Genomic DNA, 26493 nt, shown 5'->3' with positions numbered 1-26493 from the left:
TCGAACGATGAGCGCAGCGCGGGACACCCGTAGATGCAATCGCGAAACAGGCCTTTTTAGGACAGCGGAAGACCCGCCAAAATTATCTCGGCGGACGGTTAACGCGGCGGCCGCCCGGCCGGTTTGTGGCAGCATTCCGAGCTCGAAAGTGCCTGATCTGCTATCTATCTATGGCCAGCGGTTACAGATCAGCTGTCAAGCATTTCCCGGACAGCAACAGCAAGCTGCTTCAACGAGAAGGGTTTGGACAGAAAACCAAACTTGGCGTCGGCCGGCAGGTTTCTGGCAAAGGCATCTTCCGCATAACCGGAGACGAAGATGAACTTGAGGTCCGGATAGGTCTTGCGGATTTCACGCAGCAGCGTCGGCCCATCCATTTCCGGCATGACGACATCGGATACGACGATATCGACAGCACCGTTCAGCTCTTCCATGACTTCGAGCGCCTCGACGCCGGAGCCGGCCTCATGAACGGTATAGCCGCGCGTTTCCAGCATGCGCTTGCCACCGCGGCGCACGGCCTCTTCGTCTTCCACCAGAAGAACCACCGCCGAATTTCCGGTCAGGTCCGTCGGTTCCGGTTTGGCGGGGGCCTTTGCAGCGAGCGCTGCGGCGGCCTGCGCCTCGCCGGCTTCGCCCGGCAATGCCGGCTCTTCGATATAGCGCGGCAGCAGGATACGGAACGTCGTTCCCTTGCCGACCTCGGATTCGGGATAGATGTAGCCGCCGGACTGCTTGATGATGCCATAGACCATCGATAGTCCAAGCCCGGTCCCTTTGCCGACTTCCTTGGTGGTGAAGAAAGGTTCGAAAATCTTGTCGAGGATTTCCGGGGGGATGCCGGTCCCCTGATCCGCCACTTCAACCATCACGTAGTCGTCTTCCGGAAGCTCGCGCAGATTAAGCGCTGCAACTTCGGCTGCGGGCAGATTGCGGGTGCGCAGCGTGATGACGCCGCCATTGGGCATGGCGTCACGCGCGTTGACCGCGAGATTGAGCACAACCTGCTCGAACTGGCCAAGATCGGTGCGCACCGGCCAGAGGTCGCGGCCGTAGTCAACCTCAAGCTTGACATTGGTTCCTGTCATCCGGTCGACCAGCATGCGCAAGTCGCCAACGACATCGGTCATCGACAGCACGGTCGGCCGCATCGTCTGCTTGCGCGAGAACGCAAGCAACTGACGCACCAGCACGGCAGCCCGGTTGGCGTTGCGCTTGATCTCCATCAAATCGGCGAAACTCGCATCCGCTGGTCTTGCCGACAAAAGCAGATGGTCGGACGACAGCAGGATCGCCGTCAATACGTTGTTGAAGTCATGCGCAATACCGCCCGCCAGCGTGCCGACAGCATTCATCTTCTGCGTCTGCGCCATCTGGGTTTCGAGCGCTTTCTGCTCGGTAATCTCGACCGCGTAGACGATCGCGGCCTCTTCCGGCGCCTGATCGCTCTGGTCGATGACCGCGTTTACATAGAAGCGGAAATGCCGCGCCTCGTCGGTCGGGTGAAGCGAATCGATCGGCGCGATATCGCCCTGCCGGTCCTTGGCAGCATCCAGCGCATCGCGCAGCCGCGTCTGGTCGGTCCCGTGAACGAAAGCCTCCAGCAGCGCGCCATGTTCCATGTCATCCTGCGAAACGACGGCGGAGAACAGTTTGAGGAACGGCGCGTTGGTACGCAGAATCCGGCCGTCGCCATCAACGGAGGCGATCGCCATCGGCGTATTGTTGAAGAAGCGGGTAAATCGCATCGCCGCGATCGAGGCCGATTGATCGCTTTCATCGTCGTTGGAGCGGGCAAGAACGATCGTGCGGCTTTCGCCGGGAGCACCATCGCGGGCAGAGGAAACCCGGTGCACCATGCGCACGGCAAAGCTCTGGCCATTGACCTTGCGCAGATCGAGATCGAGCGTCTTGGTCTTTTTCAGGCCGGGCTCGGCCTGCACGGACTGGACCAATGCCAGCCCCTCGCCTGCGACGAGATCGGCGATCGTCATCGATCCCGGCTGGAACTTGGTCAGATCCAGACCAAGCCAATCGGCAAGCGTCGCATTGACGTAAAAAATCTCGCCCTTCTTGCCTGCCGAAAAGAAACCGGCCGGCGCGTGATCGAGATAATCGATCGCATTCTGCAGTTCCTTGAAGAAGCGCTCCTGGTCATCGCGCTCGGAGGTGATGTCGGAAATCTGCCAGATATAGAACGGGTTGTGGCCACCGTCCTCGAGCGGCAGGACGCGTGCCTTCAAACGGAACCAATGGGCGCCGGAACCTGCCGAACCGCCGCCCGAGCGCAACGGCTTCAAAAGCCGGAACTCCTCATGGCCGGCCTTGCCCTCGTGCAGACCGTTGGTGAGCCGGTAGATCGCTTCCGTCGCCTCGCGGTTGCGCGACAGGATCGTTTCCAGCGACTGGATTTCGGTGGCCTTGGTGGCGCCGGTCAGCGCACCATAAGCCGCATTGGCGTAGATGATCCGGCCCTTGCGGTCGGTCACCAGCGTGCCGTCCTGATGACCGTCAAGGAAGGCGCGCGCCAACTCGTCCGGGCGCGATTGCGGCATCACCTCGATAAAGCCGATGACCGACGAGACCAGGAAGAAGATGCCGACCATGGCCAGCACGCCGAGAATACCGAGGACAATCTGGTTTTCCAGTTGATCCTTAAAGAGGACGAAAGCGACAGCGGACGCTGTCAGCACGATGGCGAGCAGAATGATCCGCAGCACCGTTCCCGGCCGCGTCCCACGGTCTACAATCGGCATGTGATAGTCACCTGCCTGCCGCAATTTCGTCATAAGGCCCTCGTTTTTCAACCGTGCCATGCACGTCCGGTATGAGCGTGCGGGTTTGGTCTTCATGCTCGTCTCAACGGTAGCCGGGGCAAATCTGCACCCGCGCCGGCGGGCCCGCGAAACACCAAGCAAGAATCATCTTTAACAGCCGCAGGGAAGAGCAGAAAGCATCTCTATGAAAGGCATTGCGGTCAATTCACAGGGAATGTCCTGCAAAACCTCGCCGAAGCTGGAAACAGCGCTACATTGGCGCTACGACAATGACGGGCACTGTTTGTTGCGACCGGAAAAAAGCCGTCAATTCGGCATAAGGCGCGGGTTTACGAAGGAGTACAGCATATGATCGAAGATATCGTTGGCAACAACGGTACCCGTTTCATTATTGCAGCGGGCGCTGTTGCTCTCGGCCTGCTTTGCCTGGTCGCCGTGCTGCGGTTCATGCGCAACAGACCCTCCTCGCCTTTCATCCGTGGCGGCAAGAACCGGCAGCCGCGGCTGGCGGTTCTCGATGCAGCGGCAATCGATACACGCAGACGGTTGGTGCTGGTGCGCCGCGATGATGTCGAGCACCTGATCATGATCGGCGGACCGACCGATGTGGTCATCGAAAGCCGCATTGCATCGACCGCCCAGCCACAGATGCAGGCTGCTATCGCACAGCCACCAGCCGATGCAGCCATTGCCGCACGCCCAGCGGCAGAGCGCTCACTCACCGAGCGCCCACCAGCAGAGCGTCCCGTCACGGAACGCCGCCTCGCCCCTACCCCGCAGGCCGAGGTCAAATCGGCACCGGTGTCAGCCATGGGCCAAGTTCTGTATGGTGAAAGCGCCGATGCTGCTACGCCACCGGCCAGAACCGTCCAGCCGGTGCAAACCCGAACCGATAGCATCGCGCCACGCCAGACTCCTCTTGATCGGGCCATTCCAGCCCAGGCTCAAATTCGCCCGCAACCCGTCGCGTCGAACACGCCGCCGCCTGTCGCAATCGAGACTGCCAGGTCTCCGGAGGATATCCTGGATGCTGCGCGTTCGCGGGTGCTGGCAGCCAATCAATCCGTCACCACAGAGCGGCCCTTGCCCCAGACGCCTGCCCTTGCAGTTACCCCTGCAACGCAAGTACAAGCCGTGCAAAGCCTGCCAGATACTCAAGCACAGAAGGACGCAAGCGCCCTCGAGTTTGAACGTATTCTCGATGCCCAGATCACCGGTGACCTTGGCAAGCTGACCGCCGACCCCGTCCGCGTCGATAGCGAAACGCGTGCGTACGCCGCTACGCCCAACCCGGCAATCCGTCAGGAACCACGCCTTGGCCCGGCGCAGGGCGGCCGCACAGAGCCTTCGCTTGAGGACGAGATGAACCGGATGCTGAACGAGATTGCCGCAAACCGCAAAAACTGAACCGACCTGCTGCAGGCATTCGGCTCAAGCACAAATGACAATGGCCACAAAGCAAAAACGGCGCGATCATCTCGCGCCGTTTTTATGTTTGTGACTGAAAAGATTACTCGTCGCGGTAGACTTTTTCCCGCCGCTCGTGACGCTCCTGAGCCTCGATCGACAAGGTTGCAATCGGCCTTGCGTCAAGACGCTTCAGCCCGATCGGTTCACCGGTTTCTTCGCAGTATCCGTACGTACCCTCATCAATTCTCTGAAGGGCCGCATCGATCTTGGAGATCAACTTGCGCTGCCGGTCCCGTGCGCGAAGCTCGATGGCCCGGTCGGTTTCCGATGATGCTCTGTCTGCAAGATCAGGGTGGTTTGCACTTTCCTCAGCCAGGTGTCCGAGTGTTTCCCGGGCCTCGCGGAGGATATCATTTTTCCAGGCGTTCAGCTTTGCTCTAAAATATGCACGCTGGTTGGTATTCATGAATTCCTCGGTCTCAGACAAGACAAAGGAACTAAGATCGATCTTCTCACTCAACGCGATTCTCCTGAAGAACATCTCATGTGCGGCGGTGTATAGACCCATGCACGCGCCGTTTCAAGTCTTTGAAAAACAGCCCACCGTTTTTTAAGCCTTGCTTACTTGACAGGCTAACAGGCTAATATTTCATCAAAATTACAGATTTGGGATTTTTCTCGAAATTGTCTTGCGCACGATGTTCAGCATCTGTGACCAAAACTGCAACTTGGGCGGAGCAAAGGTTCGGATCCGGCTTTTTTCGAGTTCTCCGCAGCACAACAAATAGGCAGAGTTTTCTCTTCCTCATTTGCGCCAGCCCCCTTCGCTGTACTCCCGCTCGAACCGATCAATCCAATCCTGGACGAGGCCCTTTTGGAAAACGGGGCGTCACGGCTTGATCTTTCGGCAGTCCCGGCGGACAAAACGCATACAAAGCCGAACCATCGATGCCGCTACCGGGATTGATGGTTCGGGTGGCGATGCCATTTCCAGGAAATTTACCATGCCCGCTGCGTCTGCCCCGGTTTTCCGTCTCCTCCTTCTCCGGCACGCCAAGGCCGCGTGGGCCCTCCCGGGCCAGAAGGATTTCGACAGGACGCTGGACGATGCGGGCTTTGCCGATGCCGAAGTCCTCGCAGACATGGCGGCAGATCAGGACCTAAGGCCAGATATTGTTCTTTGCTCAACCGCCGTGCGCTGCCGCCAGACGGCGGATGCTCTCCGGCGCGCAATGTCAGAAGACCTCGAGATCCGCTATATCGACGGGCTCTATGCCGGCGGAGCGAATGTCTATCGCGACATTATCAGCAGCCAGGCCCCGGCCCTTTCAGCGCTGATGGTGGTTGGGCATAATCCGGTGATCGAGGAGATCCTGAATGAGGTTCTCGGCGAAGAGGCCGCAACCAAAGCTGCCCCGGCCGGCTATCCTGCAGGTGCGCTTGCTGTCATCGACTTCGAGGTGCGCCCCTCCGATACCAGGCTACCGCTTGGGATATTAGCCGCATGGTTAGATCCGGACACTCATAGCCGGTGAACTCTGCGCACCACCCGCCTGTTGCAACCTTTATTCGACCACCCCGGCGCACTATATCGCAAACGACAGACATGGCAGGAAAGCCATATCGCACGTATATCCGAGGCCCGAAATCTTGCCGCCATTCATGACCCGCTTCACAGACGACGCAAAACTTGCGCTCGACACGTTGACCGACCGCGCATCGGGTTTTGTCAATCCAACCTTGCGCCTTGGCGTTACCGGTCTTTCCCGGGCGGGCAAGACCGTGTTCATCTCGTCGTTGGTCCACAATCTTTTGAATGGCGGCCGCTTGCCGGTCTTCGAAGCCGTCCGCTCCGGACGTGTCTCGAAAATCCGGCTGGAGCCGCAGCCGGATGATGCGGTGCCGCGCTTCCAGTACGAAGACCATATTGCAGCACTTGTTCGCGACCGGCTGTGGCCGGATTCGACACGGGCGATCTCGCAATTGCGCATCACGCTTGATTATGAGAGCGCCAGCGGCTGGAACCGGGTCTTTTCACCCGGCAGGCTGTCGATCGACATCGTCGACTATCCCGGCGAATGGCTGCTCGACCTCCCCTTGCTCACCCAGGATTTTCGCACATTCAGCCGACACACGGCAGATCGCGCCCGAACCGGTGTTCGCGCAGAACTGTCAGCGGCCTGGCTGTCGCTGGCCTCGTCGCTGGATGTGACCGCCGCCGCCTCCGAGACGGATGCGCGCGCACTCGCAGAAGTCTTCACCCGCTATCTCCAGGCCTGCAAGTCGGACGAACGTTCCCTATCTACCCTGCCACCCGGCCGGTTCCTGATGCCCGGCGATCTCGAAGGCTCACCAGCCTTGACCTTCTCGCCGCTACCATCCCTACCCGAAGGCCGTGCGCCAAAAGGCTCTCTCTGGGCGATGATGGAGCGGCGTTACGAGGCCTACAAGACCCATGTGGTCAAACCGTTCTTTCGCGAGCACTTCGCCAGGCTCGACCGGCAGATCGTGCTGATCGACGCCCTGCAGGCGATCAATCGCGGCCCGGAATCGCTGCAGGATCTGGAAAGCGCGCTGGCCGACGTTTTGGCGAGCTTCCAGCCCGGAACCAATTCCTTCCTGTCGTCCTTCCTCACAAAGCGGATCGACAAGGTGCTGATCGCCGCCACCAAGGCTGACCATCTGCACCATGAGAGCCACGACCGGCTCGAGCGGATCACCGAGCGCCTTGTCCGGCGCGCCGTCGAGCGCATCGGCATGAGTGGAGCAGGCCTTGAAGTCATGGCCATTGCCTCTGTCAGGGCGACCCGCGAGGCGACCGTCGAGCATGACGGGCACACGCTACCAGTCATCGTGGGTACACCGATCGCCGGCGAAAAAATCAATGGCGAAACCTTCGATGGAGAACGGAAAACAGCTATATTTACCGGTGACTTACCGAAGAATCCTGATGAGCTTTTTCAAGATCTTGAGGCAAAGCCGGAAGAAAGCCTGGTACCCGAGCTGAGCTTCGTCCGCTTCCGGCCACCGCATATCGAGGAGACCGGCGGCGGCCTGAAACTGTCCGTCCCGCACATCCGGCTCGACCGGGCCATGCAGTTCCTGTTCGGAGACCGGCTGGCATGAGCGACACACCCAAGTTTCCGCAGCGCAAGCCCGCTGTGTTCACGATCAGCAATGATCCCACCTCTGCCGAAAAGCAGGCTCCGACGAGACGTCCACCGGCCAGTTTCGACGACAAGATCGTCATGACGGCGGACGCGGATGATCCGTTCGCGGCGACGACGACCGCTTTGCCCGACACGCCGGAGGCGGCACCGCGCAAGCGCCGCTTCTCCTTTGCCAAGCTTGCGGTCGGCGCTGCAGGCGTTCTCGTATCGCTGGCCGTCGGCCTCTGGGTCGATAGCCTTATACGCGATCTCTTCACCCGGTCGGATTGGCTCGGTTATCTCGCCATCGCCGCTGCCGCCATCGGCTTGATCGCCTTCCTGGTTATCATCGCCCGCGAATTGTCGGGCCTGATGCGGCTGAATGCCGTACAGGCCCTGAAACAGGAAACAATCGATGCCAGCTTGTCTCAAACGGCAAAACCGGCGCGGCAGGTCATGGCCCATCTCGTCCATCTGCTGGCCAGCAAGCCGCAGACGGCGCGGGGCCGGCTTCGGTTGAAGGAAACCGAAACGGAGATTATCGACGGTCCTCACCTGCTTGATCTGACCGAGCGCGAGCTGCTGACGCCGCTTGATCGCGAAGCCCGAGGCCTGATCCTCAATGCCTCCAAGCGCGTTTCGATCGTCACCGCCGTCAGCCCGCGCGCCCTCGTCGACCTCGGCTATGTGATTTATGAGTCGGCGCGGTTGATCCGGGCAATGGCCGACCTCTATGGCGGCCGGCCGGGTACACTGGGGCTGTTGCGGCTGATGCGCGACGTCATTGCTCATCTGGCGGTCACCGGATCGATTGCCGCCGGAGACAGCCTCATTCAACAAGTGCTTGGCCATGGCCTTGCCTCGAAACTATCGGCGCGGCTTGGTGAAGGCGTCATCAACGGCTTGATGACCGCGCGCATCGGCATTGCCGCGATGGACCTGTGCCGGCCGATGCCGTTCCGGGCGCTGAAACGCCCCGGCATCGGCGATTTCATCGGCGATCTGACGCCCGGATCATCCAGGACGAAGACACCGGAAGGCGACGGATAAAGCGTTCCCGTTTGACGATGAAGCACCTCTAGATGCCGCCATACCAGTCGTAACCCAAATCTTCCCAGAAGCCGCCCTTGCCGCCGCCGAACGGCGCCAGCGAAGATGCAAGCTCGATACCCTTGATGTATTTCGCCATCTTGTAGCCGAGTTGCCGTTCGACACGCACCCTCAGCGGCGCGCCGTTGGCAATCGCCAGCGGCTTATCGTTATTGCCATAGGCCAGAATTGTCTGCGGATGGCGCGCGTCGATGAGATCGATCGATTCGTAGTAAGGCACGGCGCCCTGCAGCCCGAGGTCCATCGTATCGTAGCAATGAAACACCACGAAACGCGCTTCCGGTTTCACCTGGACCTCATCGAGAATCTGGCGGAGCGGCACGCCGGTCCATTTGGCAATACAGCTCCATCCCTCGACACAGTCGTGGCGGGTGATCTGCGTACGCGCCGGCATATTGCGCAGTTCATCGAGGCTGAAGCTGAGCGGTTTTTCGACCAGCCCGCCGACTACCAGCCGGTAGTTGGAAAAACTCGTCTCCCTCAACGCAAGATAATCCGCATCAGTCGGGTCGGTGGAGCCGTTCGGCCGCTGGCCCTGACGGATTTCGCTGGCTGCAAACTCCGGCACCAGCGTGTCGGCGCCAATCAGCGCGCGGTGGGCGCGGTAGGTCAGCCCGTTTGCCGACGCAAGGAACTCGCGCACCGGGCTTTGACCTGAGAGAAAGCTGTCAAAGGCATCGCAGCCAGAAAGCGGAACGGTAGACGCGGCGACGCCTGCAAGGGTCAGGAACTTTCGGCGGTTGATGATAAACCGGGTCATGCCGAATGCTCCTCGTTTTTCTTGTCTGCGCGATACCAGCCGGTAATGATCGAGCGCATTTCATTCAGCGGTCCTGCCGCGATCACCATAAGGATATGAATGACGAAGAAAGCCACCAGCGCTGCCATGCAGAGGAAATGGATGGTCCGCGCCGTCTGGCGGCCGCCAAAAATATCAAGCAGCCACGGCCACGCCGCATTCATACCCGGAGACATTGTCAGACCGGTCGCAATGATCAGCGGAAAGATCACCAGCAACACGCCAGCATAGGCCAATTTCTGCAGCCCGTTGTAACGGCCGTCATGATGGAACCGGAAGCGCAGATGATCAACGATGCTACGCGGCAAAGACCTGATATCGGCGACGGAGGGAAGAATATCGCGCGTCAGATGCCCACTGATCAGGCTGCTAGCGAACCAGACAAGGAAGGCGGCGGAGAAGAGCCAGGCAAAGAAGAAGTGTATGACGCGGCCAGTCGCCAGATCCTGGTAGGAAGGCAGCGTCGCCCATGCGGGAAAACCGCGATAGGATGGGTTACCGGCCGGGCCGCTCATGCCGAACACGCCGGTCGTATCGAAACTGTGACCAAGAACTGTCGTGTACCCCCCAACCGTCCCGTCGGCGGCTTGCATTGCACGCATTGAGAGGACGCTGTTTTCGAATTCGAAGCCGGATTGATTGCCGATATAGAGTTGAGGATGGGCGTTGAAGATCTGCAACCCACTCAACAACAAAAAGAAAAGCGTAATCGCCCAGATCCAGTGGGTTATGCGCGTGGCGATGCGGTGGCGGTATATGATGGTTTTTTCGTCATTCTGCGGCGCGGGGCGCGACTCGATATCGTCCATGATGGTCATCCCGAACCTCCCTTTATATGCGCAACTACGTAACAAACAGCGCAGCGGTTTCAAAAGCACATCCGGTCACCGCTGCACACGTCATGGTGATCCCGCGTGAAAAATCAGCATTTCCAATGGTTTCAACTGCGTGGAAACATCCTGACAAAACATTCCGCGGGCTCTTTTCACCATCATCCAGCAGACCGACGCAACGCTCCATTAACCATTTAAGTGCAAATGTAGCCTCACATTCCTGACATCGACCTTCAAGGATCGTTCATGTTTTCGCGCCCTTCTTTGATCGCTCGCGGCGTTGCCGCAGCCTCACTCGCAGCCCTGACCTGCGCAGCGTCGCCCGCTTTTTCGGGCGATGACAAGGCGTTTTTCGAACAGGTTTCCGGTCAATGGAAAGGCCCTGGCGAAATCGTCGCCGGTAAGTACAAGGGGACGAAATTCACCTGCGACCTGATCGGCGAACCGGCGGAAGGCGCGTCCGCAGGCATCAAACTCGATGGTACCTGCCGCGTCGGCGTTTTCAAGCAGCCGATGACAGCTTTGATCACTCAGAAAGGCAAGACCTATACCGGCAAGTTCCTCGACGGCGCTAATGGCAAGGGGTTGGATATTGTCTCGGGCAACGTCGCCAAGGACAAGGTCGTCGTCGGCATCAATCGCAAGAAGCTGAACGGCGCGATGATCGCCCGGCTGCAGGATCCGTCCACCCTCAACATCACCATCTCGGTCAAGGTCGAAGACACGATGGTTCCGTTGATCGGCGTCAGCCTTAACCGCCAGGTCGACAACATGGCTGTCGGCTCGATCGAGTAAAACTTACCTGTAAAACACCTTCAGAGAGCCGGCTTGTCCGGCTCTTTTGCGTTCACGGTGACGCCGCTGCCGAAATTTGTCGCCACCAGTCGCTGCGTGGATCAGCAATTTCGATGCCCACCACATCGGCATCCGCCAGCCACTCCGCAACGGTGCGGCCGGCAATGGCCAGATCCGGCGCGAAATCCGCAAGCGGCTTCAGGACAAATCCACGCCCGGTCATCCGCGGATGCGGTATTTCCAGCGTCTGCGAATGTTGGGTGCGGCCGTCATAGGTCAGCACGTCGATATCGATCGTCCGCGGCCCCCAGCGCTCCAGCCGCTCCCGCTTCATCTGGCGCTCGATCGACAGGCAGGCATCGAGCAGATCCTCCGGAGACAGCGTGGTCCTCACCGCAGCACAGGCATTGAAGAACCAGTCCTGATCGATTTTTCCCCAGGGCGGCGTTCGATAGAGTTTGGATACATGCGCCACCGCGCAATCGGCCCGCGTGTCCAGAAGGACGAGCGCGCGCGCCATCGACACGGCCGGGTCGCCGATATTACCACCGAGGCCAAGCGTCGCCAGATGCCCGTCCATATCAGGCAAAATGCTCAACCGTGACTTCGACATAGTCGAGCACACCGGGAACCGGCGCATTCGGCTTACGGATCGATATCTTTGCCCGGCGGACTTGCGGGAAAACCGAACAGAGCGTGGTCGCCACTTCCAGTGCCAAAGCCTCGATCAGGTAGCGCCGACGGCCAGTAATGATCTTCTCGATCTCGGTGAAGGCAATGCCGTAATGCACTGTATCATCGATAGAATCTTCAATCAGCGCTGTCCCCTGCTCGACATCCAGCTCCGCATCGACGAAAAAACGCTGCCCGAGGAATTCCTCCTCGTCATGGACGCCGTGGCGCGCAAAGAAGGCGCAGTTCTTCAGGGTGATCGTGTAGATCGGTTTCATAGTCGATTTTCCTTCCCAGGCCGTCCCGTCATGTTTCTTTTTGCGGCCAGCATAGCATCAGCCACCAGAAGCGCATCCCTGTTGATTGCGACATCGTGTACCCGGAAAACCGCAGCGCCTGCTATTCTCAGCAGCGCCGTTGTTGCGGCGGTAGCAGCATCCCGCTCCGGCGCTTCCCGGCCAGTAATGGCCCCGAGAAAGCGCTTTCGCGAGGTGCCCGCCAAAAGCGGCAGACCGAAACCCGACAACTCGTCAAACCGCGCCATTAATGCAACATTCTCGTTTGTATCCTTGGCGAATCCAAAGCCCGGATCGAGCACGATCCGCTGACGGTCGACACCGGCTGCTGCCGCGATCTCCAGCGACCGTTCAAGAAAATGATACTGATCGGCGACCACATCAGTGAGCTTCTCGCGGTCGCGGCCCGTGTGCATGATGCACAGGCCCGCGCCGGTCGCCGCCGCAACATTGGCAAGGTCAGGCTCACGCTGCAGCCCGTGGACATCGTTGATGATATGGGCGCCTGCCGCAATCGCGAGGCTGGCCGTCTCGGCGCGGTATGTATCCACGGAAATGATCACGTCAGTCCGGCTGGCAAGAGCGGCGATCACGGGCAGCACACGGTCCTGCTCCTGCGCAGCCGTCACCACGGCGGCGCCAGGACGGGTTGATTCACCGCCAATATCGAGGATTTCGGCGCCGTTTTCGATGCAATGCAGCGCCTGCGATACCGCTGCCTCTGTTTCGCTATAGCTGCCGCCGTCGGAAAACGAATCCGGAGTCACGTTGATAATCGCCATCAATCGCCCTTTCGGACCGAGCGTCAATGAACGGCCATGCGCCAACACCCATTCGAATGGCTGGAAAGGATCGGTCATGACTGTTTCATTCCCTTTCTTGCACACGGCTTGCAGATCGGCGAGCATTTGGCAGCACCAGAGGTGCAAACAGAATTGTCTAACCGCAAATACCCGAAATACATTGGCTTTTCCGGTTTACCGGGGGCTGTTGCCTATTTGCTGTTGCGCTCCGGCTGGCTATGCCCCAAGCTCTTGAGAAGTTCAACTGCCGAGACCTGTAAACATATGCCAACTGGCCGCATTTCATTCGCCGCGCTTCTGATAGCAAGCGTCGTGGCGAGTTCCTCTTCGATAGCCCATGCCGAAACCGTAGTGAACAAGAGCATCACGTATTTCTCGATCGGTGGCCGCACGGCGGAGGAGCTGGACAAGGCCCTGTCGGAAAACGGACCGATGATGAAGAGCAGCGGTTCACGCCATCCTGGCGCCACCAAGATCAAGTTTGGCGGTACGGTGACCTATGTGAAGCACGGCAATCGCTGCGCAGTCGGCAGTGCAAAAGTCACACTCAGCACAAGGTTGATCCTGCCCCGCTGGAAAAATCGTAACAAGGCAAACCGCGACCTCGCCCTCGTCTGGGATACGCTGTCGAGTGACATCAAGCGCCACGAGGAGCGCCATGCCGAAATTGCCCGCAATCATGCCCGCAAGCTGGAAAAGGACTTCCTGTCGCTGAGACCGGAGGCTGATTGCGAGCGCATGCAAGCCCGTGTTGCACGGCTGAGCGAAAGCGCGATCCAGGATCATGACCGCGATCAGGCACGCTTCGACAGGATGGAAGCCGCCAATTTCGACCGCCGGATGATCCGTTTGCTGCAGTACCGGCTTGATACACTGAAAAAGCAGTAAACGCGGCCCCTGCCGCCGAATCGCTGCCTCAAACAGTCCGAATTGAGAAACCACGCAGCTTGCGCGTCAACAGTATATCATTGGTGATTTCTAGCGATACAACAACGTGGAAAGTTGATGTACAGTGAAAGCATAGAGTGAAGAGCAGAAAAACAAGCTGACCTCACTCCGCTCCGGATTACTGAATGCGCCACCGCGTGGACTGCGCCAAACCGGAAGTATTGTCTTGTGCTTGACTGTCCCGTTCCGGATTGATGTTCGACCGGCCGGAGCCATCAGGCAAGTTGTGTTCTCCTGGCGTATCTTGATGCAGCAGATGTTCCCTCCCTCATCTGCATGCGATGCGCCCTCCTGGCCCCGCAGGTCGATCGCGACAAGCGGGGCTTTTTTTGGTCATCACAACCGGAATTCGCCAGAAACTCAGGCCTGACGCTCGGGAACATGAATGACGAGCCCGTCCAGGCCGTCGCTCATCTTGATCTGACAGGACAACCGCGAGGTCGGCTTCACGTCATAGGCGAAATCGAGCATGTCCTCTTCCATCGCTTCCGGCGCACCCACCCTCGCCGACCATTCATCATCCACATAGACATGACAGGTAGCACAGGCACAGGCGCCGCCGCATTCGGCTTCGATGCCGGGCACCGAGTTGCGTACGGCGTTCTCCATGACGGTGGAGCCGGCCTGAACCTCAAGATCGTGGCGCGTGCCGTCAAAGGCGATGATACTCAGTTTTGGCATTGTTTCTTCCGGATGCTTGGCGTTGTTTCGGCTAGCCGCAGGAAAAACAGCGCCGCCCCGAAACTGGAGCGGCGTTGAAACGCGGCGAATTCATCCGATTTCTTCCAACAAATCCCTTCGCCAGTCAACTCGAAGGGGTTCGGGCCTGGAGCAGCAGCACCCGTGGCCCTTTTTCGCTGCGGCATTTGCCGGAGCGGCCATTGCCATGAACTACCGGCAGAGTTTGAGGATAAACAGCTCGGCCTCAAGCACGGCCGCGCCGAGGGCGGCGAGATTGCCGGCATCCTGCGGCGCCGCTTCAACCGCGGCGGCGGTCTCGGCCACACCGAAAGCGCCAACGGCCAGCGCCGCTCCACGCAGCCGGTGGGCAGTCGCCAGCCTGGCGTCGGCGCTGTCGGACGAAAGGTCCTTCATCAACTGCCGGGTCTGGCGGGCAAACATTTGCAGCACTTCGATTTCGAGAAGCTTGTCACCCATCGTCTGCGTCGCCAGATGCACGAGATCGATGGGCCTCGACGTGGAAGGGCAAGCGCCCCCGAAATTGTCAGGTGCTTCGAATGCGATCTTGAGAGCCGCCATGTGCCAATGTCCTTGTTGTGTTTTTTTCTGACGCACCGGCTCGCAACCGGTCGTCCCGTTTTTACCCGGTTCGCTCTTCCATGACGTCCCGGATTGCCCGGATTTGTCTGGAAGTGCCTGACCCGTCTACCTATTATGTGGCTTCAAGATGGCGCGCACCGTATGGTCACCCGCCCTGCAAAGCCGCCATTTGCATTACCTCTGAAGCTGATTAAGCCGGAGCGTCGCTGCTATCTGATTAAAACGCGGCGCAATGCGGGCAGCTTTCGCTTGTCATAGTTAACGGCCATTAAACCGCCTGATTACAAGGGTTTTTGGCCAAAACGCCTCCAATTTTCATTAAGAACTTGTTAGGATTTTAACGAATGCCGGAGGGGCTTAATTGTAAGAAACCGGTGAATGTGTCACTACGGTACGTTGAGGGATATGTTTACATCTCCGGGTGTAATCGGGTCCTGGCGGAAAGCTGTATTGAATGAAGTACCTACGGGTCTCAATGCGTTGTCCGCCGGTGCGTGTTTGAAATGGGTGCATGTCAGGGTTCTGCGTAAATGTGATGCGCGTATCCTCATGTCACCGTCCGAGTTTCGGAGGTGTTCCCAATGCAGGCGGTGTTGCGGCGGATCCTTCCGAAAGGACAGTTTGGTAACGAGGCGTATCCGCATGGCGACAAATAAAAGCAATGAGTCGATCGACGACAAGGCATTTCAGGCGTTGGAAGACGCTCTGAAAATCGATTTTGACGAGCTTAAGTCTGCCCTCAACGACAAGACTTCTCTGGATCATCCAGAGGAGAAAGTGTCGGAGCCGGCCAAACAGTCACCTGCACTCAGCCAGGCGAAGACGCAAAAGACCCAGCAGGAACAGGCAGCCAAGGCTGCCCGCGCTGCCGAAACCCAAAGAAACCTGTCTCCGGAGCCAGCCCCCAAGGCACCCTCTTTTGCGCCAGCAAACGACGATGGCCGCAAGACTCCGGCCGCGATCCTGCGATCGCTGGATGTCCGCTCCAGCCGCTCGGCGATGCGCATCGCTGCAGCAGTCTCTGCCCTGTGGATCATCGGTGGCCTTGGTGTCGCCAATCTTCTCTACGGCCCGGAAATCTGGCAAATCCGCTCGCTTGCCGACCTGTCGGCCATGCCGGGTGCCATCGGTGTAGCGATCTTCATCATCCTGCCGGTGATGCTGTTTTTCTCCTTTGCCATCATGATTTCGCGCGCCCAGGAATTGCGCAGCGCCGCCCGCTCCATGGCCGAAGTCGCCTTGCGCCTCGCCGAGCCGGAAACCGCAGCCTCCGAACGCATCATGACGGTCGGCCAGGCCGTCCGCCGCGAAGTTTCGGCAATGAACGAAGGTATCGAGCGGACGATCGCCCGTGCCACCGAACTGGAAACCCTGGTTCATTCAGAAGTCAACGCATTGGAGCGCAGCTATAGCGACAACGAACTGCGCGTCCGCACGCTGGTTCAGGAGCTCGGCCTCGAGCGCGAATCCATCGTCGGCCATGCCGAACGCATCCGTTCATCGATTTCCGGCGCCCATACCCAGCTCAAGGACGAACTGGCACTTGCCGGTGACGATATTTCCAACCGCATCGCCACGTCCGGCGAAGCATTTGCATCGATGATCGAGACCCGTGCCGCAGCCCTGATGGAGCGCTCAAACAGCGCCACCCAGACGATCGGCGCCATGCTGTCGACCCGCACCGACGCCCTGCTCTCGGGCCTGACGACCGCTGGCGTTTCGCTCAGCAACGAATTCGATACCCGTCTCGACAATCTGAGCCAGACGCTCGCAAAGCGCGGCCAGCAACTGCTCGGTCAGTTCGAGACCCGCGCCTCCTCGCTCGACGCCAATACCGAAAAGCTGAACGCAGCCCTCAACGAACGCGCCCGCCAGCTGAACGAGACGCTGATCGCCCGCACGCGTGATCTCAACGAGAGCCTGAACATTGGCCAGCAAGCCATCACTGGCGGCCTCGACGACATTCTCCACACGCTGAACGCGACGCTGGACGAAAAGGGCGCAAGCTTCCGCCAGAGCCTGAAATCCAGCGCCGACGACATGATCATGGATATCGATCTGCGCACCGGATTCTTCGACGAGAAGCTGCAGACGACCGTCGGTCATCTGGCAACCGCCTTCGACAGCCGGTTCCACGAGTTTGCCAATGCCTTCGACAAGCGTGCCGGCCTGCTCGATAGCAAGCTGATGGAAAGCCTCGCCCGCATCAACCAGTCGGTCAACGGCGGCGCGGATTCCATCGGCAGCATTCTTGACGGCGGTATCGAGCGCTTTGAGTCTGCCCTGTCGGATCAGTCACTGACACTGGCGACGACCCTCGGCACGACGCAGGACTTCATCGAGCAGACTATCAGCGGCAAGACGGCTGAACTCAGCGATGCCATCGGCAACGCGCATGTCCGCATCGACAGCGTATTGCAAGAACGCTCCGGCAGCCTGATGGGCGCACTGACAGCGGCGCAGGACCGGCTTGAGAACGGCTTCGCCCACCGCGCGATCTCGCTTGAAACAGCCCTCACCGAAAGCCAGCAGCGGCTTGCCGAAACGCTTGACGCCCGGACCAGTGCGATTGCTGCAAGCAACCAGCAGCTTGCTCAAAACCTGGATACGCACACGACCGGCTTCATCGACGGCCTGCAGGCGATCCACGGCCGTATCGAGGAGACACTGACCAACCGCGCCGACGAAATCACCACGTCGATCGCCGCCAGCCAGTTGCGGCTCGACAACACACTGTCCGAGCGCACCGTCGAACTCTCGAGCCTGCTCGCCGCAAGCTCGGAATCCATCGACAGCGCCTTTGAAGGCACCGCAGAGCGGATCGATACCATCCTGTCTCAGCGTACAGGCGCCCTTGCAAACGTCCTGTCCTCTTCGACGGCAGCCATCGACGGCGCATTCGATGGCACGGCAGAACGGATCGACACCATCCTGTCACAGCGCACCGGCGCCCTCGCAGACGTCCTGACCTCCTCGACAGCGGCAATCGACGGCGCATTCGATGGCACGGCAGAGCGGCTTGATACCATTTTGTCGCAGCGTACAGGTGCCCTCGCAGACGTCCTGTCTTCATCGACAACGGCCATCGACGGTGCATTTGATGGCACGGCAGAGCGACTTGATACGATCCTGTCTCACCGTACCGGCGCGCTTGCCAACGTTCTGACCTCCTCGGCTGGAGCAATCGAACAGGCCATCGGCGGCACCACCGAGCGCCTGGATAGCTTGATGTCCGAACATGGCCGTGCGCTTGGCGACACCCTCGCTACCCAGACGGCCAGCCTCGACACGCTTCTGTCCGAACGCTCGGCTGAAATCGCCGGCACGATGTCTGCGCGCGCGACCGAAATGACGGATACGCTCAGCAGCCATACCGAAGAAATTGCCGACAGCCTGTCCTACCGGGCCAGCGCCATTGCCGAAACGATGGCCGACCGGGTTGGGGATATCGAAAAACAGCTTTCCGGCCGTGTTGCCGAGATCGCCGAAAATCTTTCCGGCCGTGTCAGCGATATCGCAGGCACCATGACCAGCACATCGGCAGAGATTGCCAGCGCCCTTTCCGGCCATGCTTCCGAACTGGCGCTCGCCATGACCGGCAGGGCCGCCGATATCGAGCAGACACTTGCCGGCCGCGCCGACCAGCTGTCGACATCGCTTGCATCCACGCATGACCAGATCAGGGCAACGCTCGACGACCGGATCAACGCGATCAATGTCGCCGTTGCCCACGGAACCGACCAGCTTTCGGACGTGCTGGCCGAACAGTCGATGTCGATCGCCACGACGCTGGCCACCAGCGCCAGCATGCTGGAAATGACGCTGGACGAGCGCCAGGCGGAACTTGGTGGCACCATAGACAAGAGCGCGCTCGCGCTTGAACAGCGCATGCTTGCCAGCACCAGCCACGTTGCCACTCAGCTTGGCGAGACGGCAGATCAGATCAGCCGCGCCGCCGACACGCTGACGCACCGGATGGACACCTCGCTCACCAATATCAACAGCAGTGTTGACGAGACCGGCGCACGCATCGAAAGCAGCCTCGGCGTGCTGGAAAGCCGCATCCGCGAAAGCGTTGGCGGCGTCAGCGAATTCGTCGACAATGCCGGCCAGAGGATCGCTGATACCCTGTCGGCCAAGGTCTCCGAACTGGATCAGGTCAGCGACCGCGCAGCCGCGCGCATCGCCGACAGCCTTGCCGGCCGCACCGACGAAATTGAACGTATCGGCGGCGTTGCAGCAGCACGTATTGCCGAGACACTGTCTGCCCATACGGCTGAATTCGATCAGATCAGCACAGCAGCAGCTGCCATGATCACCGATAGCCTTGCAGGCCGGACAGAAGAGATCGACCGTGTCGGCAATGCAGCCGCAGCCCGCATCGCCTCGACCCTGTCTGACCATACGACAGAACTCGACCGCGTCAGCACCCTCGCCGCCGACCGGATCGCCGGCAGCCTGACCGGCCGTACAGAAGAGATCGACCGCATCAGTGGCGAAGCAGCAAATCGTATCACCGAGACGCTGACCACCCACACGGCCGAACTCGACCGCGTCACGGCAGCCGCCGCCACACGGATCGAAGCCAGCATCGAAGGCGGTACCGGCCGCATCGAAGAACGTCTCGGCACCATGGACCGCGCCCTTTCGATCGGCCTCGACAATGTCAGCCGCACGATCGAGGGCAAGGCCGCAGGCCTCGTCACCAACCTGCGCGGCGCCGTCGGCGAAGCAGCCCAGGGCATCGATGCGGAAGCGCAGCGCTCTGCCGAACTGCTGGCCAAGGCTGGTGAAGACTTCGCTCAGGCGATGGCTGCACGGCAGGCCGATTTCCAGACGGCCGTGGAACAGACGGCCGCGACCGCAGCCATGCGCAGCGCCGAGCTTGCCCGTTCCGTCGGCGAAGCATCCGATGGCGCAGCGGCCCGAATTGCTCAGACACAATCGCGCGTCGCCGAACAGGCATCGTCGCTGACCCAAAGCCTTACTGACGTCGAGAAGGCCCTGGAGGCCCGTGGCAATACGATCCGCACCACCCTCGACGACAGCACCCGCGAGCTCAACTCGATGCTGGCCGGCCGCTCCGCCGAACTGTCCCGCATCATCGACGAACAGGCCCGCCCGATCATCGATCAGTACGCCGCAACCGGCAAGGAAGCGGCCGATCGGATCAGCGAAGTAGCACAGCAGAGTGCTGACCGCCTGCGCGCCGAAAATGCCACGCTGCTCGACAGCCTGACCGCACGCACCGGCGAAACGTTGAATGCGATTTCGACCCGCGCCGAAGAGACGGCCAAGGCGATGAAGATGGTTGAAAACCGTCTGCAATCGACAGCCATGGGCCTGATCGACCAGTTGTCGGCAAGCAACAGCTCCATTGCCGGCGTCATCGAGCAGGCCAGCGCCAATCTCGGCGCCATGGATGAGCAGCTGGAATCGACGACTGCGCGGTTCTCGGAATCCGCCAACCGCGCCTCCGACATGTTGTCGACCTCGACCCGCCTTCTCGAAGGCAAGGTTGACAAGCTCGCCGACATCTCGGGCTCGACCCTGTCGCAGATCGGCGGCATCGTCGGCCGCTTTGAGGATCACTCCAAGGTTCTCGGCCAGGCATCCGACCTTCTCGCTGCCGCCCAGTCCAATCTGGTCAGCACGCTGGAAGAACGCCAGGATGCGTTGCGCACGCTCTCCATCGGCCTCGTCAGCCGCTCGGAAGAAATCGAAAAGACCATGCACGCGCTTGAAGGCTTCGTCGATGGCGCCTTCCAGCGCGCCGAAGACCGCTCGGCCCAGGTCGCAGGCAACCTGCGCTCTGGCATCCAGTCGTCCTTCAGCGATGTCGGCCGCATTCTGAGCGACGCCGAACAGCGCGCCGCATCGGCAGCCGAAGCCATGCGCAATGCCGTCGTCAAGGCCGGCGACGAAGCCAGCATGTCGGTGGAATCTGTGTTCGTGCGGGCGGAAGAACGCTCCAACGAGATCGCCAGCAACCTGCGCGCCGGTGTCCAGTCATCCTTCGCCAATGTCAGCAAGACGCTGTCGGAAGCCGAAGCCCGTGCCGCCTCGGCCAGCGAGGCCATGCGCGCCGCCGTTACCAAGGCTGGTGAAGACGCCAGCCTCTCCGTCGAAGGTGCCTTTGTCCGCGCAGAGGAACGCTCCAAGGAAGTGGCTTCGCGTCTGCGTGGCAGTGTCGGCGCCTCGCTGTCGGACATCGACCGCCTGATGACCGAAACCAGCAAGAAGTCCGACGGTACAGCCGAGCACATGGGTGCAGCCATCCGCCAGGCCGTCGAAGAAGCGGTCAGCCGCTTCAGCGGCGCCACCGACGAGATCCGCCGCTCGGCCCACGAGATCCGCAAGGAACTCGACATGACCCGCGAAGAACTAAAGCGCGGTGCCTTCGACCTGCCGGAAGAAGCCAAGGAAAATGCCTCGGTCATGCGCCGTGCGGTCGCCGAGCAGATCAAGGCCTTGCAGGAGCTTTCCGACATCATCGGCAAGTCCTCTGGCCAGCTCGAGATCGCCCAGCCAGTCGTCCGTCAGCAGACAGCGGCACAGCAGGCAGTTCAACAGGCCGTGGCGCCCGCCCCGGTCCGGGCCGTCACTCAGCAGCCTGCCGTCGAGCAACGCCGCCCGGAGCCTGCCCTTCGCGGTAGCCTCGGCATCGAGCAGCCGCGTCACGCCGCCCCGCAGCCTGTCGTCCAGCAGCCGGTTGCCCGTCAACCCGAGCCACAGGCGGCCACCCGTCAGCGGACCGAAGAAGGCAGCGGCTGGATGCGTGACCTGCTGCGCGGCGCCTCGCGCGAAGAGGAGCCTGCAACCGCAGCACCAGTCCAGCAGCGTGCCGCCGAAGCGCAGCCCGCAGCCGCAACCAGATCTGGCGACACCCGCAACCCGCGCCACGTGATGGAATCGCTGAACTCGCTGTCGGTCGACATCGCCCGCGCCATTGATCACGATGCCTCGGTCGATCTGTGGCGCCGCTACCAGCGCGGCGAGCGCGACGTGTTCACACGCCGCCTGTACACGCTGAAGGGCCAGCAGACCTTCGACGAGATCAAGCGCAAGTACGATCGCGAGCCGGAATTCCGCACGGCAGTCGACCGCTACATCGCCGACTTCGAAAAGCTGCTCGGCGACGTCGCCCGCAATGACCGCGACAAGGTAATGACCCAGACCTACCTGACGTCAGATACCGGCAAGGTCTACACGATGCTGGCACACGCCGCCGGGCGCTTCAGCTAAGCCCGGTACCGGGGCCGTAAAAGCCAAAATAAAAACGCCTTCAGGCTGATAACCTGAAGGCGTTTTGCGTTTGTGACCATAAGCTGATGCAGAGGGTTTATCGCGCTCAGAGGCCGAGAAACTGGAACGGTTTGGCGTCCTTGAACGAAGGGGTCGCGTCGCCCGAATAGGTGTGATCCTGGTTTTCGCCAAGATCGAGTTTCTTGACCTTGCCAGTCTCGGCAGAAAAATCGATGGTTTTGAGATCGACCCAGAAGGTATTGGGCGTCAGCGCAGATTCGAAGAAGTAGAGTTTGCGCTTGTGATCGACGACAGTACGCCAACGGGTCGAGGAGATATTCGGCTCCTCTGGAGTATTCAGCCCATAGGGGACCGAGACGTTGCGGATCACGCTGAAGACGCTGGCGAGCGCTCGGTTTGCGTCCTCCTCCCTGGGAATGGCGTCGACATAGAAGGAAGCACGCGCAAACCGGTCCGCCGCGCGGTTGGTTCCGGGCAGCATCACGGTGCCGCCAATCTTTTTCCAGTAGGCATTCAGCGCGAGTTGCTCGTCAAACGTCGGAGAGTTTGTCATCACCTGATACTTACGGTCATGGTGGATGACCTGCTCGCCCTTGATGTACTCGATGATGGCGCTGTCGCCTGTCGCGTCCGACAACGACAGATGCAGCGTCGTCAGCCGGTTTTCCCCGGGCACATTGTCGGTCACAATCGTAAAAGGCTCGCGCTCAAGCGCCTCGACGGCCTCGGCCACGGTGGCGAAATTATCAAGCGCGTACTGTGCCCAGGCGGCAATCGTCAAGCCGGGTTTGCTCTGGCCGTCGAACTTGGGATATTCCGATTCGACCAGCCAAAGGACATTGGCCATCAGCCCCGCATCGTTGACGCCATCTGTTGTCGAAATATCATAGCCGGTCGCAACCACGCTGCCGTACTTCGCCTTCCATTTGATCGAATTTTCACCCGCCTGCCCGTCTCGCTCGATGCCGCGCGGCAAAATCCAGAGATTGGTGGCAACGTCGCTCTTCCAGTCCATGGAACGGGCCGTCATGATATTGCCTTGCGGCCCCAGGTAGACAAGCCGTGTGCAGGCTTCGGCGGCGGGAGCCACAGCAACCGTACCGGCCAGAACCGCAGACAGGATAGTGGCGGTCAACGTCGAGCGTCCATCGATCATGATCATCTCCGATCGTTACAAAGAACTAGAACTGCATGGAAAGACCGACCACCGGTCCATGCTGGGTAACATTCCAGCGAAAGCGGTTACCAGTGAAATCGTTGGTTTCGTAATCCTGATAAAGCACACGGTAACCGGCGCGCAGGATGGTCGGTTGACCGAGCATCATTGTCCGGTAACCGAGATAGCTCTGGGCATTGACGGTAAATTTCGATCCGACATCGAAACCGCCGATATCTGCTTCGGTAAACAGGTTCCAGCGGTCGCTCAGATCGAGATTGACCCTCAACCCGACGAACGGATCCCACCAGTCCGACTGTTTTTCCACTTTTCGCCCAAGCGCCTCGACCGTTCCCTTGAGCTGGCTCCAGCGCACCCCGATCAGCGGTTCGACCGATAGACGCCGCGGCTGGCCGAACACCGTTTCACCACCAAGCGCCGCCTCGTAAGCACGGTAATAGATACCACCCTCGACGGTGTTCATGGTTATGCCGAGATCCAGCTGTTGCGACTGGAGCTCCTCACCCTGACTCGTCTTCACGTGCTGGAGATCGATGAATGCACCCCACGTGCCGTTGGTAACCTCCACATTGCCCATGAAGGCTAAATCGAGATGATCGAATGTGTCGGAGAATGGAACTTCGACATCGGTGTCAAAACCCGCGAGCGAAGCATTGCCCTTGAGCGATGCGGCCCAGACATACGGGCTGACGATTACCCGCCACTCCTTTTCATCCGGGAAACGCTGCTGATCGAAATCAGCGGCTGCAAGGGATGATGCCATGAAGCCTGCCGTCACCGCGAGCCAGGAAACGAAACGGTTCAGTTGCAACAAAACCTCCTTCTTATTCCATAGGATATGGCCGACAGACTATCGCCGTTGCTCATCATTGCAACCTGCAATGCAGGCTCGCAACCAAAAAGAAAAGGCCCGGTTCATCGAGTGAACCGGGCCTTTCGATGCAGTGCCGGATGACCGGCCGCCGATCAATGTTCCTTGTTGGCGTAGACCGACTTCTTCGTCAGGTAGATCAGACCGGTGAAGATCAGCAGGAACACCATGACCATGAAACCGGTACGCTTGCGGGCTTCCAGGTGCGGTTCTGCGGCCCACATCAGGAACGCGGAAATGTCGCGCGAATACTGCTCGACTGTCTGCGGCGAACCGTCGTCATAGGTGACCTGATCGTCGGAGATCGGCTTTGCCATCGCAAGAGCCGCAGCATTGGCGAAGTACGGGTTGTAATGCGTGCCTTCGGAAATCTCGACACCCTTCGGCGCGTCCTGGTAGCCGGTCAGCAGCGCGTGGATGTAATCCGGGCCACCTTCCTGATACTGGGTGAACATGTCGAAGATGAACGTCGGGAAGCCGCGCTCGATGCCGCGTGCCTTGGCGATCAACGAGAAGTCCGGCGGTGCCGCGCCATTGTTGGCAGCAGCAGCAGCCTCGGCGTTCGGGAACGGCGACGGGAAATGGTCCGAAGGCACGGCCTTGCGGGTATACATCTCGCCGTCGGCGTTCGGGCCGTCCTGGACTTCGTAGTTGGCGGCAAAGGTCTTCACCTGGGCCGGCGAATAGCCGAGGCCTTCCAGCGTACGGAAGGACACAAGGTTCATCGAGTGGCAGGCGGAACAGACTTCAGTGTAGACCTTCAGGCCGCGCTGCAGCTGGCCCTTGTCATAGTGACCAAACGGTCCGGCAAAAGACCACTTTTCCTGCTCCGGCTTGTGGATCGGGTAGTGCGGCGTAGCGCCAGCGTGCTCTTCCTCGGCGGCAGCACCAGCAGGCTTGGCTTCACCGGTTTCAGCGGCGAACACCATGCCTGCACCAAGTCCGGCGACGACTGCGAGCGAAAGAATGCCTGTAACAAGCTTTTTCATTGTTTTGGGTTCCTTGATCTTCGCAGACATCACGCAGCAACAGGCTTTTTCTTCGCAGCCTGTTTTTCCAGAACCGCCTCGGTAATGGAATTCGGGATGCGCTTCGGTGTCTCGATCAGGCCGAGAACCGGCATGATGACGAGGAAAAAGCCGAAGTAGTAGAGAGTGCCGAGCTGCGACATCACGACATAGAGACCTTCAGCAGGGCGCGAGCCCAGCCAGCCGAGCAGGATGGCATTGATGACGAAGAGCCAGAAGAACAGCTTGTACCAGGGACGGTAGACGGCGGAGCGAACCTTCGACGTATCGAGCCAGGGCAGGAAGAACAGGATGATGATCGCACCGAACATCACCAGAACGCCGCCAAGCTTCGAGTCGATCGGGCCAACATTGAAGGTGATGGCGCGCAGCATCGCGTAGAACGGCAGGTAGTACCATTCAGGGACGATGTGAGCCGGGGTCTTCAGCGCGTTAGCCGGAATGTAGTTGTCCGGATGACCGAGGAAGTTCGGCATGTAGAAGACGAACCAGGCGTAGAACAGCAGGAACACCGATACACCGAGTGCGTCCTTGAGGGTCGCATAAGGCGTGAAGGCAACCGTGTCCGTCTTGGTCTTGACTTCAACACCGGTCGGGTTGGTCTGGCCAACGACATGCAGCGCCCAGATATGCAGGACAACGACACCGGCGATCATGAACGGCAAGAGGTAATGCAGCGCAAAGAAGCGGTTGAGCGTCGGATTATCGACGGCAAAGCCACCGAGCAGGAACTGCTGGATCCATTCGCCGACAAGCGGAAAGGCCGAAAAGAAGCCGGTGATAACCGTGGCGCCCCAGAAGGACATCTGACCCCAGGGCAGAACGTAGCCCATGAAGCCGGCAGCCATCATCAGAAGGTAGATGACAACGCCGAGGATCCAGAGGATTTCGCGCGGAGCCTTGTACGAGCCGTAATAGAGACCGCGGCCGATATGCAGGTAGACGGCGATGAAGAAGAACGACGCACCGTTGGCATGCATGTAGCGCAAGAGCCAACCCTGATTGACATCACGCATGATCTTTTCGACGGAGTTGAAGGCAACCGTCGTTTCTGCGGCATAGTGCATGGCGAGAACAACGCCGGTCAGGATCTGGATGATCAGCATGACCGAAAGCATGGCGCCGAATGTGTAGGCGTAGTTCAGATTGCGCGGAACCGGATAGGAAACGAAGCTGTCATGCACGAGCCGCGGCAGCGGCAGGCGCGAATCCACCCATTTCTCGATACCGGACGTCGGCGTATAGGTTGAATGATCACCACTCATAATCAGTATTCCC

At 59.9% G+C, this 26493-nt stretch carries 20 protein-coding genes; 7 read left to right on the top strand and 13 right to left on the bottom strand.

Features of this window, described 5'->3' with window-relative positions; translation table 11 throughout:
• Positions 1-188: 188 nt before the first annotated feature.
• The gene (gene cckA / locus ACSQ3J_RS11275) at positions 189-2789 is read right to left on the bottom strand and encodes a cell cycle histidine kinase CckA (RefSeq protein ID WP_060505647.1); all 2601 of its coding nucleotides are present in this window, start codon (positions 2787-2789) and stop codon (positions 189-191) included.
• Between the two features lie 336 nt (positions 2790-3125).
• Here cckA and ACSQ3J_RS11270 point away from each other — a divergent pair, with 336 nt between their 5' ends.
• On the top strand, positions 3126-4184 hold the full coding sequence (locus tag ACSQ3J_RS11270; protein WP_060505548.1) for a flagellar biosynthetic protein FliO: 1059 nt from the start codon (positions 3126-3128) through the stop codon (positions 4182-4184).
• Between the two features lie 103 nt (positions 4185-4287).
• Here ACSQ3J_RS11270 and dksA read toward each other — a convergent pair whose 3' ends face one another.
• The gene (gene dksA, locus ACSQ3J_RS11265) at positions 4288-4707 is read right to left on the bottom strand and encodes an RNA polymerase-binding protein DksA (RefSeq protein WP_037096519.1); all 420 of its coding nucleotides are present in this window, start codon (positions 4705-4707) and stop codon (positions 4288-4290) included.
• Between the two features lie 484 nt (positions 4708-5191).
• Here dksA and ACSQ3J_RS11260 point away from each other — a divergent pair, with 484 nt between their 5' ends.
• The 3 genes from ACSQ3J_RS11260 to ACSQ3J_RS11250 all read left to right on the top strand — a co-directional run bounded on the left by ACSQ3J_RS11260 (position 5192) and on the right by ACSQ3J_RS11250 (position 8386).
• Positions 5192-5722, top strand: a complete 531-nt coding sequence (locus ACSQ3J_RS11260; protein ID WP_060505648.1) for a SixA phosphatase family protein — start codon at positions 5192-5194, stop codon at positions 5720-5722.
• A 115-nt stretch (positions 5723-5837) separates the two neighbouring features.
• Complete coding sequence (locus ACSQ3J_RS11255; protein WP_060505549.1) at positions 5838-7313, top strand: YcjX family protein; 1476 nt, start codon at positions 5838-5840, stop codon at positions 7311-7313.
• Positions 7310-8386 (top strand): YcjF family protein, encoded by a 1077-nt coding sequence (locus tag ACSQ3J_RS11250; RefSeq protein ID WP_060505550.1) that lies wholly within the window; start codon positions 7310-7312, stop codon positions 8384-8386. The genes ACSQ3J_RS11255 and ACSQ3J_RS11250 overlap by 4 nt, the downstream gene beginning before the upstream one ends.
• A 28-nt stretch (positions 8387-8414) precedes the next feature.
• On the opposite strand, the gene ACSQ3J_RS11245 is transcribed toward ACSQ3J_RS11250, so the two are convergent.
• Together ACSQ3J_RS11245 and ACSQ3J_RS11240 are read right to left on the bottom strand one after the other, a co-directional pair.
• Positions 8415-9206: a molybdopterin-binding protein gene (locus ACSQ3J_RS11245; protein WP_060505551.1), complete on the bottom strand. Its 792-nt coding sequence runs from the start codon at positions 9204-9206 to the stop codon at positions 8415-8417.
• Positions 9203-10063, bottom strand: a complete 861-nt coding sequence (locus tag ACSQ3J_RS11240; RefSeq protein WP_112834667.1) for a cytochrome b/b6 domain-containing protein — start codon at positions 10061-10063, stop codon at positions 9203-9205. Before ACSQ3J_RS11240 ends, ACSQ3J_RS11245 begins: the two co-directional genes overlap by 4 nt.
• A 261-nt stretch (positions 10064-10324) precedes the next feature.
• Here ACSQ3J_RS11240 and ACSQ3J_RS11235 point away from each other — a divergent pair, with 261 nt between their 5' ends.
• Positions 10325-10873: a hypothetical protein gene (locus tag ACSQ3J_RS11235; protein ID WP_060505552.1), complete on the top strand. Its 549-nt coding sequence runs from the start codon at positions 10325-10327 to the stop codon at positions 10871-10873.
• A gap of 52 nt (positions 10874-10925) precedes the next feature.
• Here the strand turns inward: ACSQ3J_RS11235 and folK are convergent, their stop codons facing one another.
• From folK to folP, 3 genes are read right to left on the bottom strand one after another with little or no spacing between them, the layout of a single operon-like run.
• Positions 10926-11453 (bottom strand): 2-amino-4-hydroxy-6-hydroxymethyldihydropteridine diphosphokinase, encoded by a 528-nt coding sequence (gene folK / locus ACSQ3J_RS11230; RefSeq protein ID WP_060505553.1) that lies wholly within the window; start codon positions 11451-11453, stop codon positions 10926-10928.
• 1 nt (position 11454) lies between these two features.
• Positions 11455-11823, bottom strand: coding sequence for a dihydroneopterin aldolase (gene folB, locus ACSQ3J_RS11225; RefSeq protein ID WP_060505554.1), 369 nt, complete (start codon positions 11821-11823; stop codon positions 11455-11457).
• On the bottom strand, positions 11820-12701 hold the full coding sequence (gene folP, locus ACSQ3J_RS11220; protein ID WP_060505555.1) for a dihydropteroate synthase: 882 nt from the start codon (positions 12699-12701) through the stop codon (positions 11820-11822). The genes folB and folP overlap by 4 nt, the downstream gene beginning before the upstream one ends.
• A 207-nt stretch (positions 12702-12908) precedes the next feature.
• On the opposite strand from folP, the gene ACSQ3J_RS11215 reads away from it, so the two are divergent.
• A complete protein-coding gene (locus tag ACSQ3J_RS11215) occupies positions 12909-13532 on the top strand; it encodes a DUF922 domain-containing Zn-dependent protease (RefSeq protein ID WP_060505556.1) in 624 nt (207 codons plus the stop codon).
• Between the two features lie 420 nt (positions 13533-13952).
• Here ACSQ3J_RS11215 and ACSQ3J_RS11210 read toward each other — a convergent pair whose 3' ends face one another.
• Both ACSQ3J_RS11210 and ACSQ3J_RS11205 read right to left on the bottom strand, forming a co-directional pair.
• Positions 13953-14273 carry a 2Fe-2S iron-sulfur cluster-binding protein gene (locus tag ACSQ3J_RS11210; RefSeq protein WP_060505557.1) on the bottom strand — a complete coding sequence of 107 codons (321 nt, stop codon included), beginning with the start codon at positions 14271-14273 and terminating at the stop codon, positions 13953-13955.
• Between the two features lie 210 nt (positions 14274-14483).
• Positions 14484-14852 carry an Hpt domain-containing protein gene (locus ACSQ3J_RS11205; RefSeq protein WP_060505558.1) on the bottom strand — a complete coding sequence of 123 codons (369 nt, stop codon included), beginning with the start codon at positions 14850-14852 and terminating at the stop codon, positions 14484-14486.
• 663 nt (positions 14853-15515) lie between these two features.
• Between ACSQ3J_RS11205 and ACSQ3J_RS11200 the strand changes: the two genes are divergently transcribed.
• A complete protein-coding gene (locus tag ACSQ3J_RS11200; protein WP_436039099.1) occupies positions 15516-22118 on the top strand; it encodes a kinesin in 6603 nt (2200 codons plus the stop codon).
• Between the two features lie 106 nt (positions 22119-22224).
• Here ACSQ3J_RS11200 and ACSQ3J_RS11195 read toward each other — a convergent pair whose 3' ends face one another.
• From ACSQ3J_RS11195 to ACSQ3J_RS11180, 4 genes are all read right to left on the bottom strand, one after another.
• Complete coding sequence (locus tag ACSQ3J_RS11195; RefSeq protein WP_436039098.1) at positions 22225-23295, bottom strand: linear amide C-N hydrolase; 1071 nt, start codon at positions 23293-23295, stop codon at positions 22225-22227.
• A 25-nt stretch (positions 23296-23320) separates the two neighbouring features.
• The gene (locus ACSQ3J_RS11190; RefSeq protein WP_436039096.1) at positions 23321-24127 is read right to left on the bottom strand and encodes a hypothetical protein; all 807 of its coding nucleotides are present in this window, start codon (positions 24125-24127) and stop codon (positions 23321-23323) included.
• 155 nt (positions 24128-24282) lie between these two features.
• Positions 24283-25176 carry a cytochrome c1 gene (locus ACSQ3J_RS11185; RefSeq protein WP_060505650.1) on the bottom strand — a complete coding sequence of 298 codons (894 nt, stop codon included), beginning with the start codon at positions 25174-25176 and terminating at the stop codon, positions 24283-24285.
• 29 nt (positions 25177-25205) lie between these two features.
• Entirely contained in the window at positions 25206-26480 is a 1275-nt protein-coding gene (locus ACSQ3J_RS11180) for a cytochrome b (protein WP_060505562.1), read from the bottom strand.
• Positions 26481-26493 lie beyond the last annotated feature (13 nt).

The sequence above is a fragment of the Rhizobium sp. LjRoot98 genome (genome assembly GCF_964252935.1).
GTDB lineage: Bacteria > Pseudomonadota > Alphaproteobacteria > Rhizobiales > Rhizobiaceae > Pararhizobium.
This window is presented reverse-complemented; position numbering and strand designations above follow the sequence as displayed.

Coding starts and splice junctions, on each gene's coding strand:
- ACSQ3J_RS11205 (WP_060505558.1), bottom strand. CDS start 14,852: ATGGCGGCTCTCAAGATCGCATTCGAAGCACCTGACAATTTCGGGGGC.
- folP (WP_060505555.1), bottom strand. CDS start 12,701: ATGACCGATCCTTTCCAGCCATTCGAATGGGTGTTGGCGCATGGCCGT.
- ACSQ3J_RS11235 (WP_060505552.1), top strand. CDS start 10,325: ATGTTTTCGCGCCCTTCTTTGATCGCTCGCGGCGTTGCCGCAGCCTCA.
- ACSQ3J_RS11270 (WP_060505548.1), top strand. CDS start 3,126: ATGATCGAAGATATCGTTGGCAACAACGGTACCCGTTTCATTATTGCA.
- ACSQ3J_RS11240 (WP_112834667.1), bottom strand. CDS start 10,063: ATGACCATCATGGACGATATCGAGTCGCGCCCCGCGCCGCAGAATGAC.
- ACSQ3J_RS11180 (WP_060505562.1), bottom strand. CDS start 26,480: ATGAGTGGTGATCATTCAACCTATACGCCGACGTCCGGTATCGAGAAA.
- ACSQ3J_RS11245 (WP_060505551.1), bottom strand. CDS start 9,206: ATGACCCGGTTTATCATCAACCGCCGAAAGTTCCTGACCCTTGCAGGC.
- ACSQ3J_RS11185 (WP_060505650.1), bottom strand. CDS start 25,176: ATGAAAAAGCTTGTTACAGGCATTCTTTCGCTCGCAGTCGTCGCCGGA.
- ACSQ3J_RS11215 (WP_060505556.1), top strand. CDS start 12,909: ATGCCAACTGGCCGCATTTCATTCGCCGCGCTTCTGATAGCAAGCGTC.
- ACSQ3J_RS11195 (WP_436039098.1), bottom strand. CDS start 23,295: ATGATCGATGGACGCTCGACGTTGACCGCCACTATCCTGTCTGCGGTT.
- ACSQ3J_RS11200 (WP_436039099.1), top strand. CDS start 15,516: ATGGCGACAAATAAAAGCAATGAGTCGATCGACGACAAGGCATTTCAG.
- folB (WP_060505554.1), bottom strand. CDS start 11,823: ATGAAACCGATCTACACGATCACCCTGAAGAACTGCGCCTTCTTTGCG.
- cckA (WP_060505647.1), bottom strand. CDS start 2,789: ATGACGAAATTGCGGCAGGCAGGTGACTATCACATGCCGATTGTAGAC.
- ACSQ3J_RS11210 (WP_060505557.1), bottom strand. CDS start 14,273: ATGCCAAAACTGAGTATCATCGCCTTTGACGGCACGCGCCACGATCTT.
- ACSQ3J_RS11260 (WP_060505648.1), top strand. CDS start 5,192: ATGCCCGCTGCGTCTGCCCCGGTTTTCCGTCTCCTCCTTCTCCGGCAC.
- ACSQ3J_RS11250 (WP_060505550.1), top strand. CDS start 7,310: ATGAGCGACACACCCAAGTTTCCGCAGCGCAAGCCCGCTGTGTTCACG.
- folK (WP_060505553.1), bottom strand. CDS start 11,453: ATGGACGGGCATCTGGCGACGCTTGGCCTCGGTGGTAATATCGGCGAC.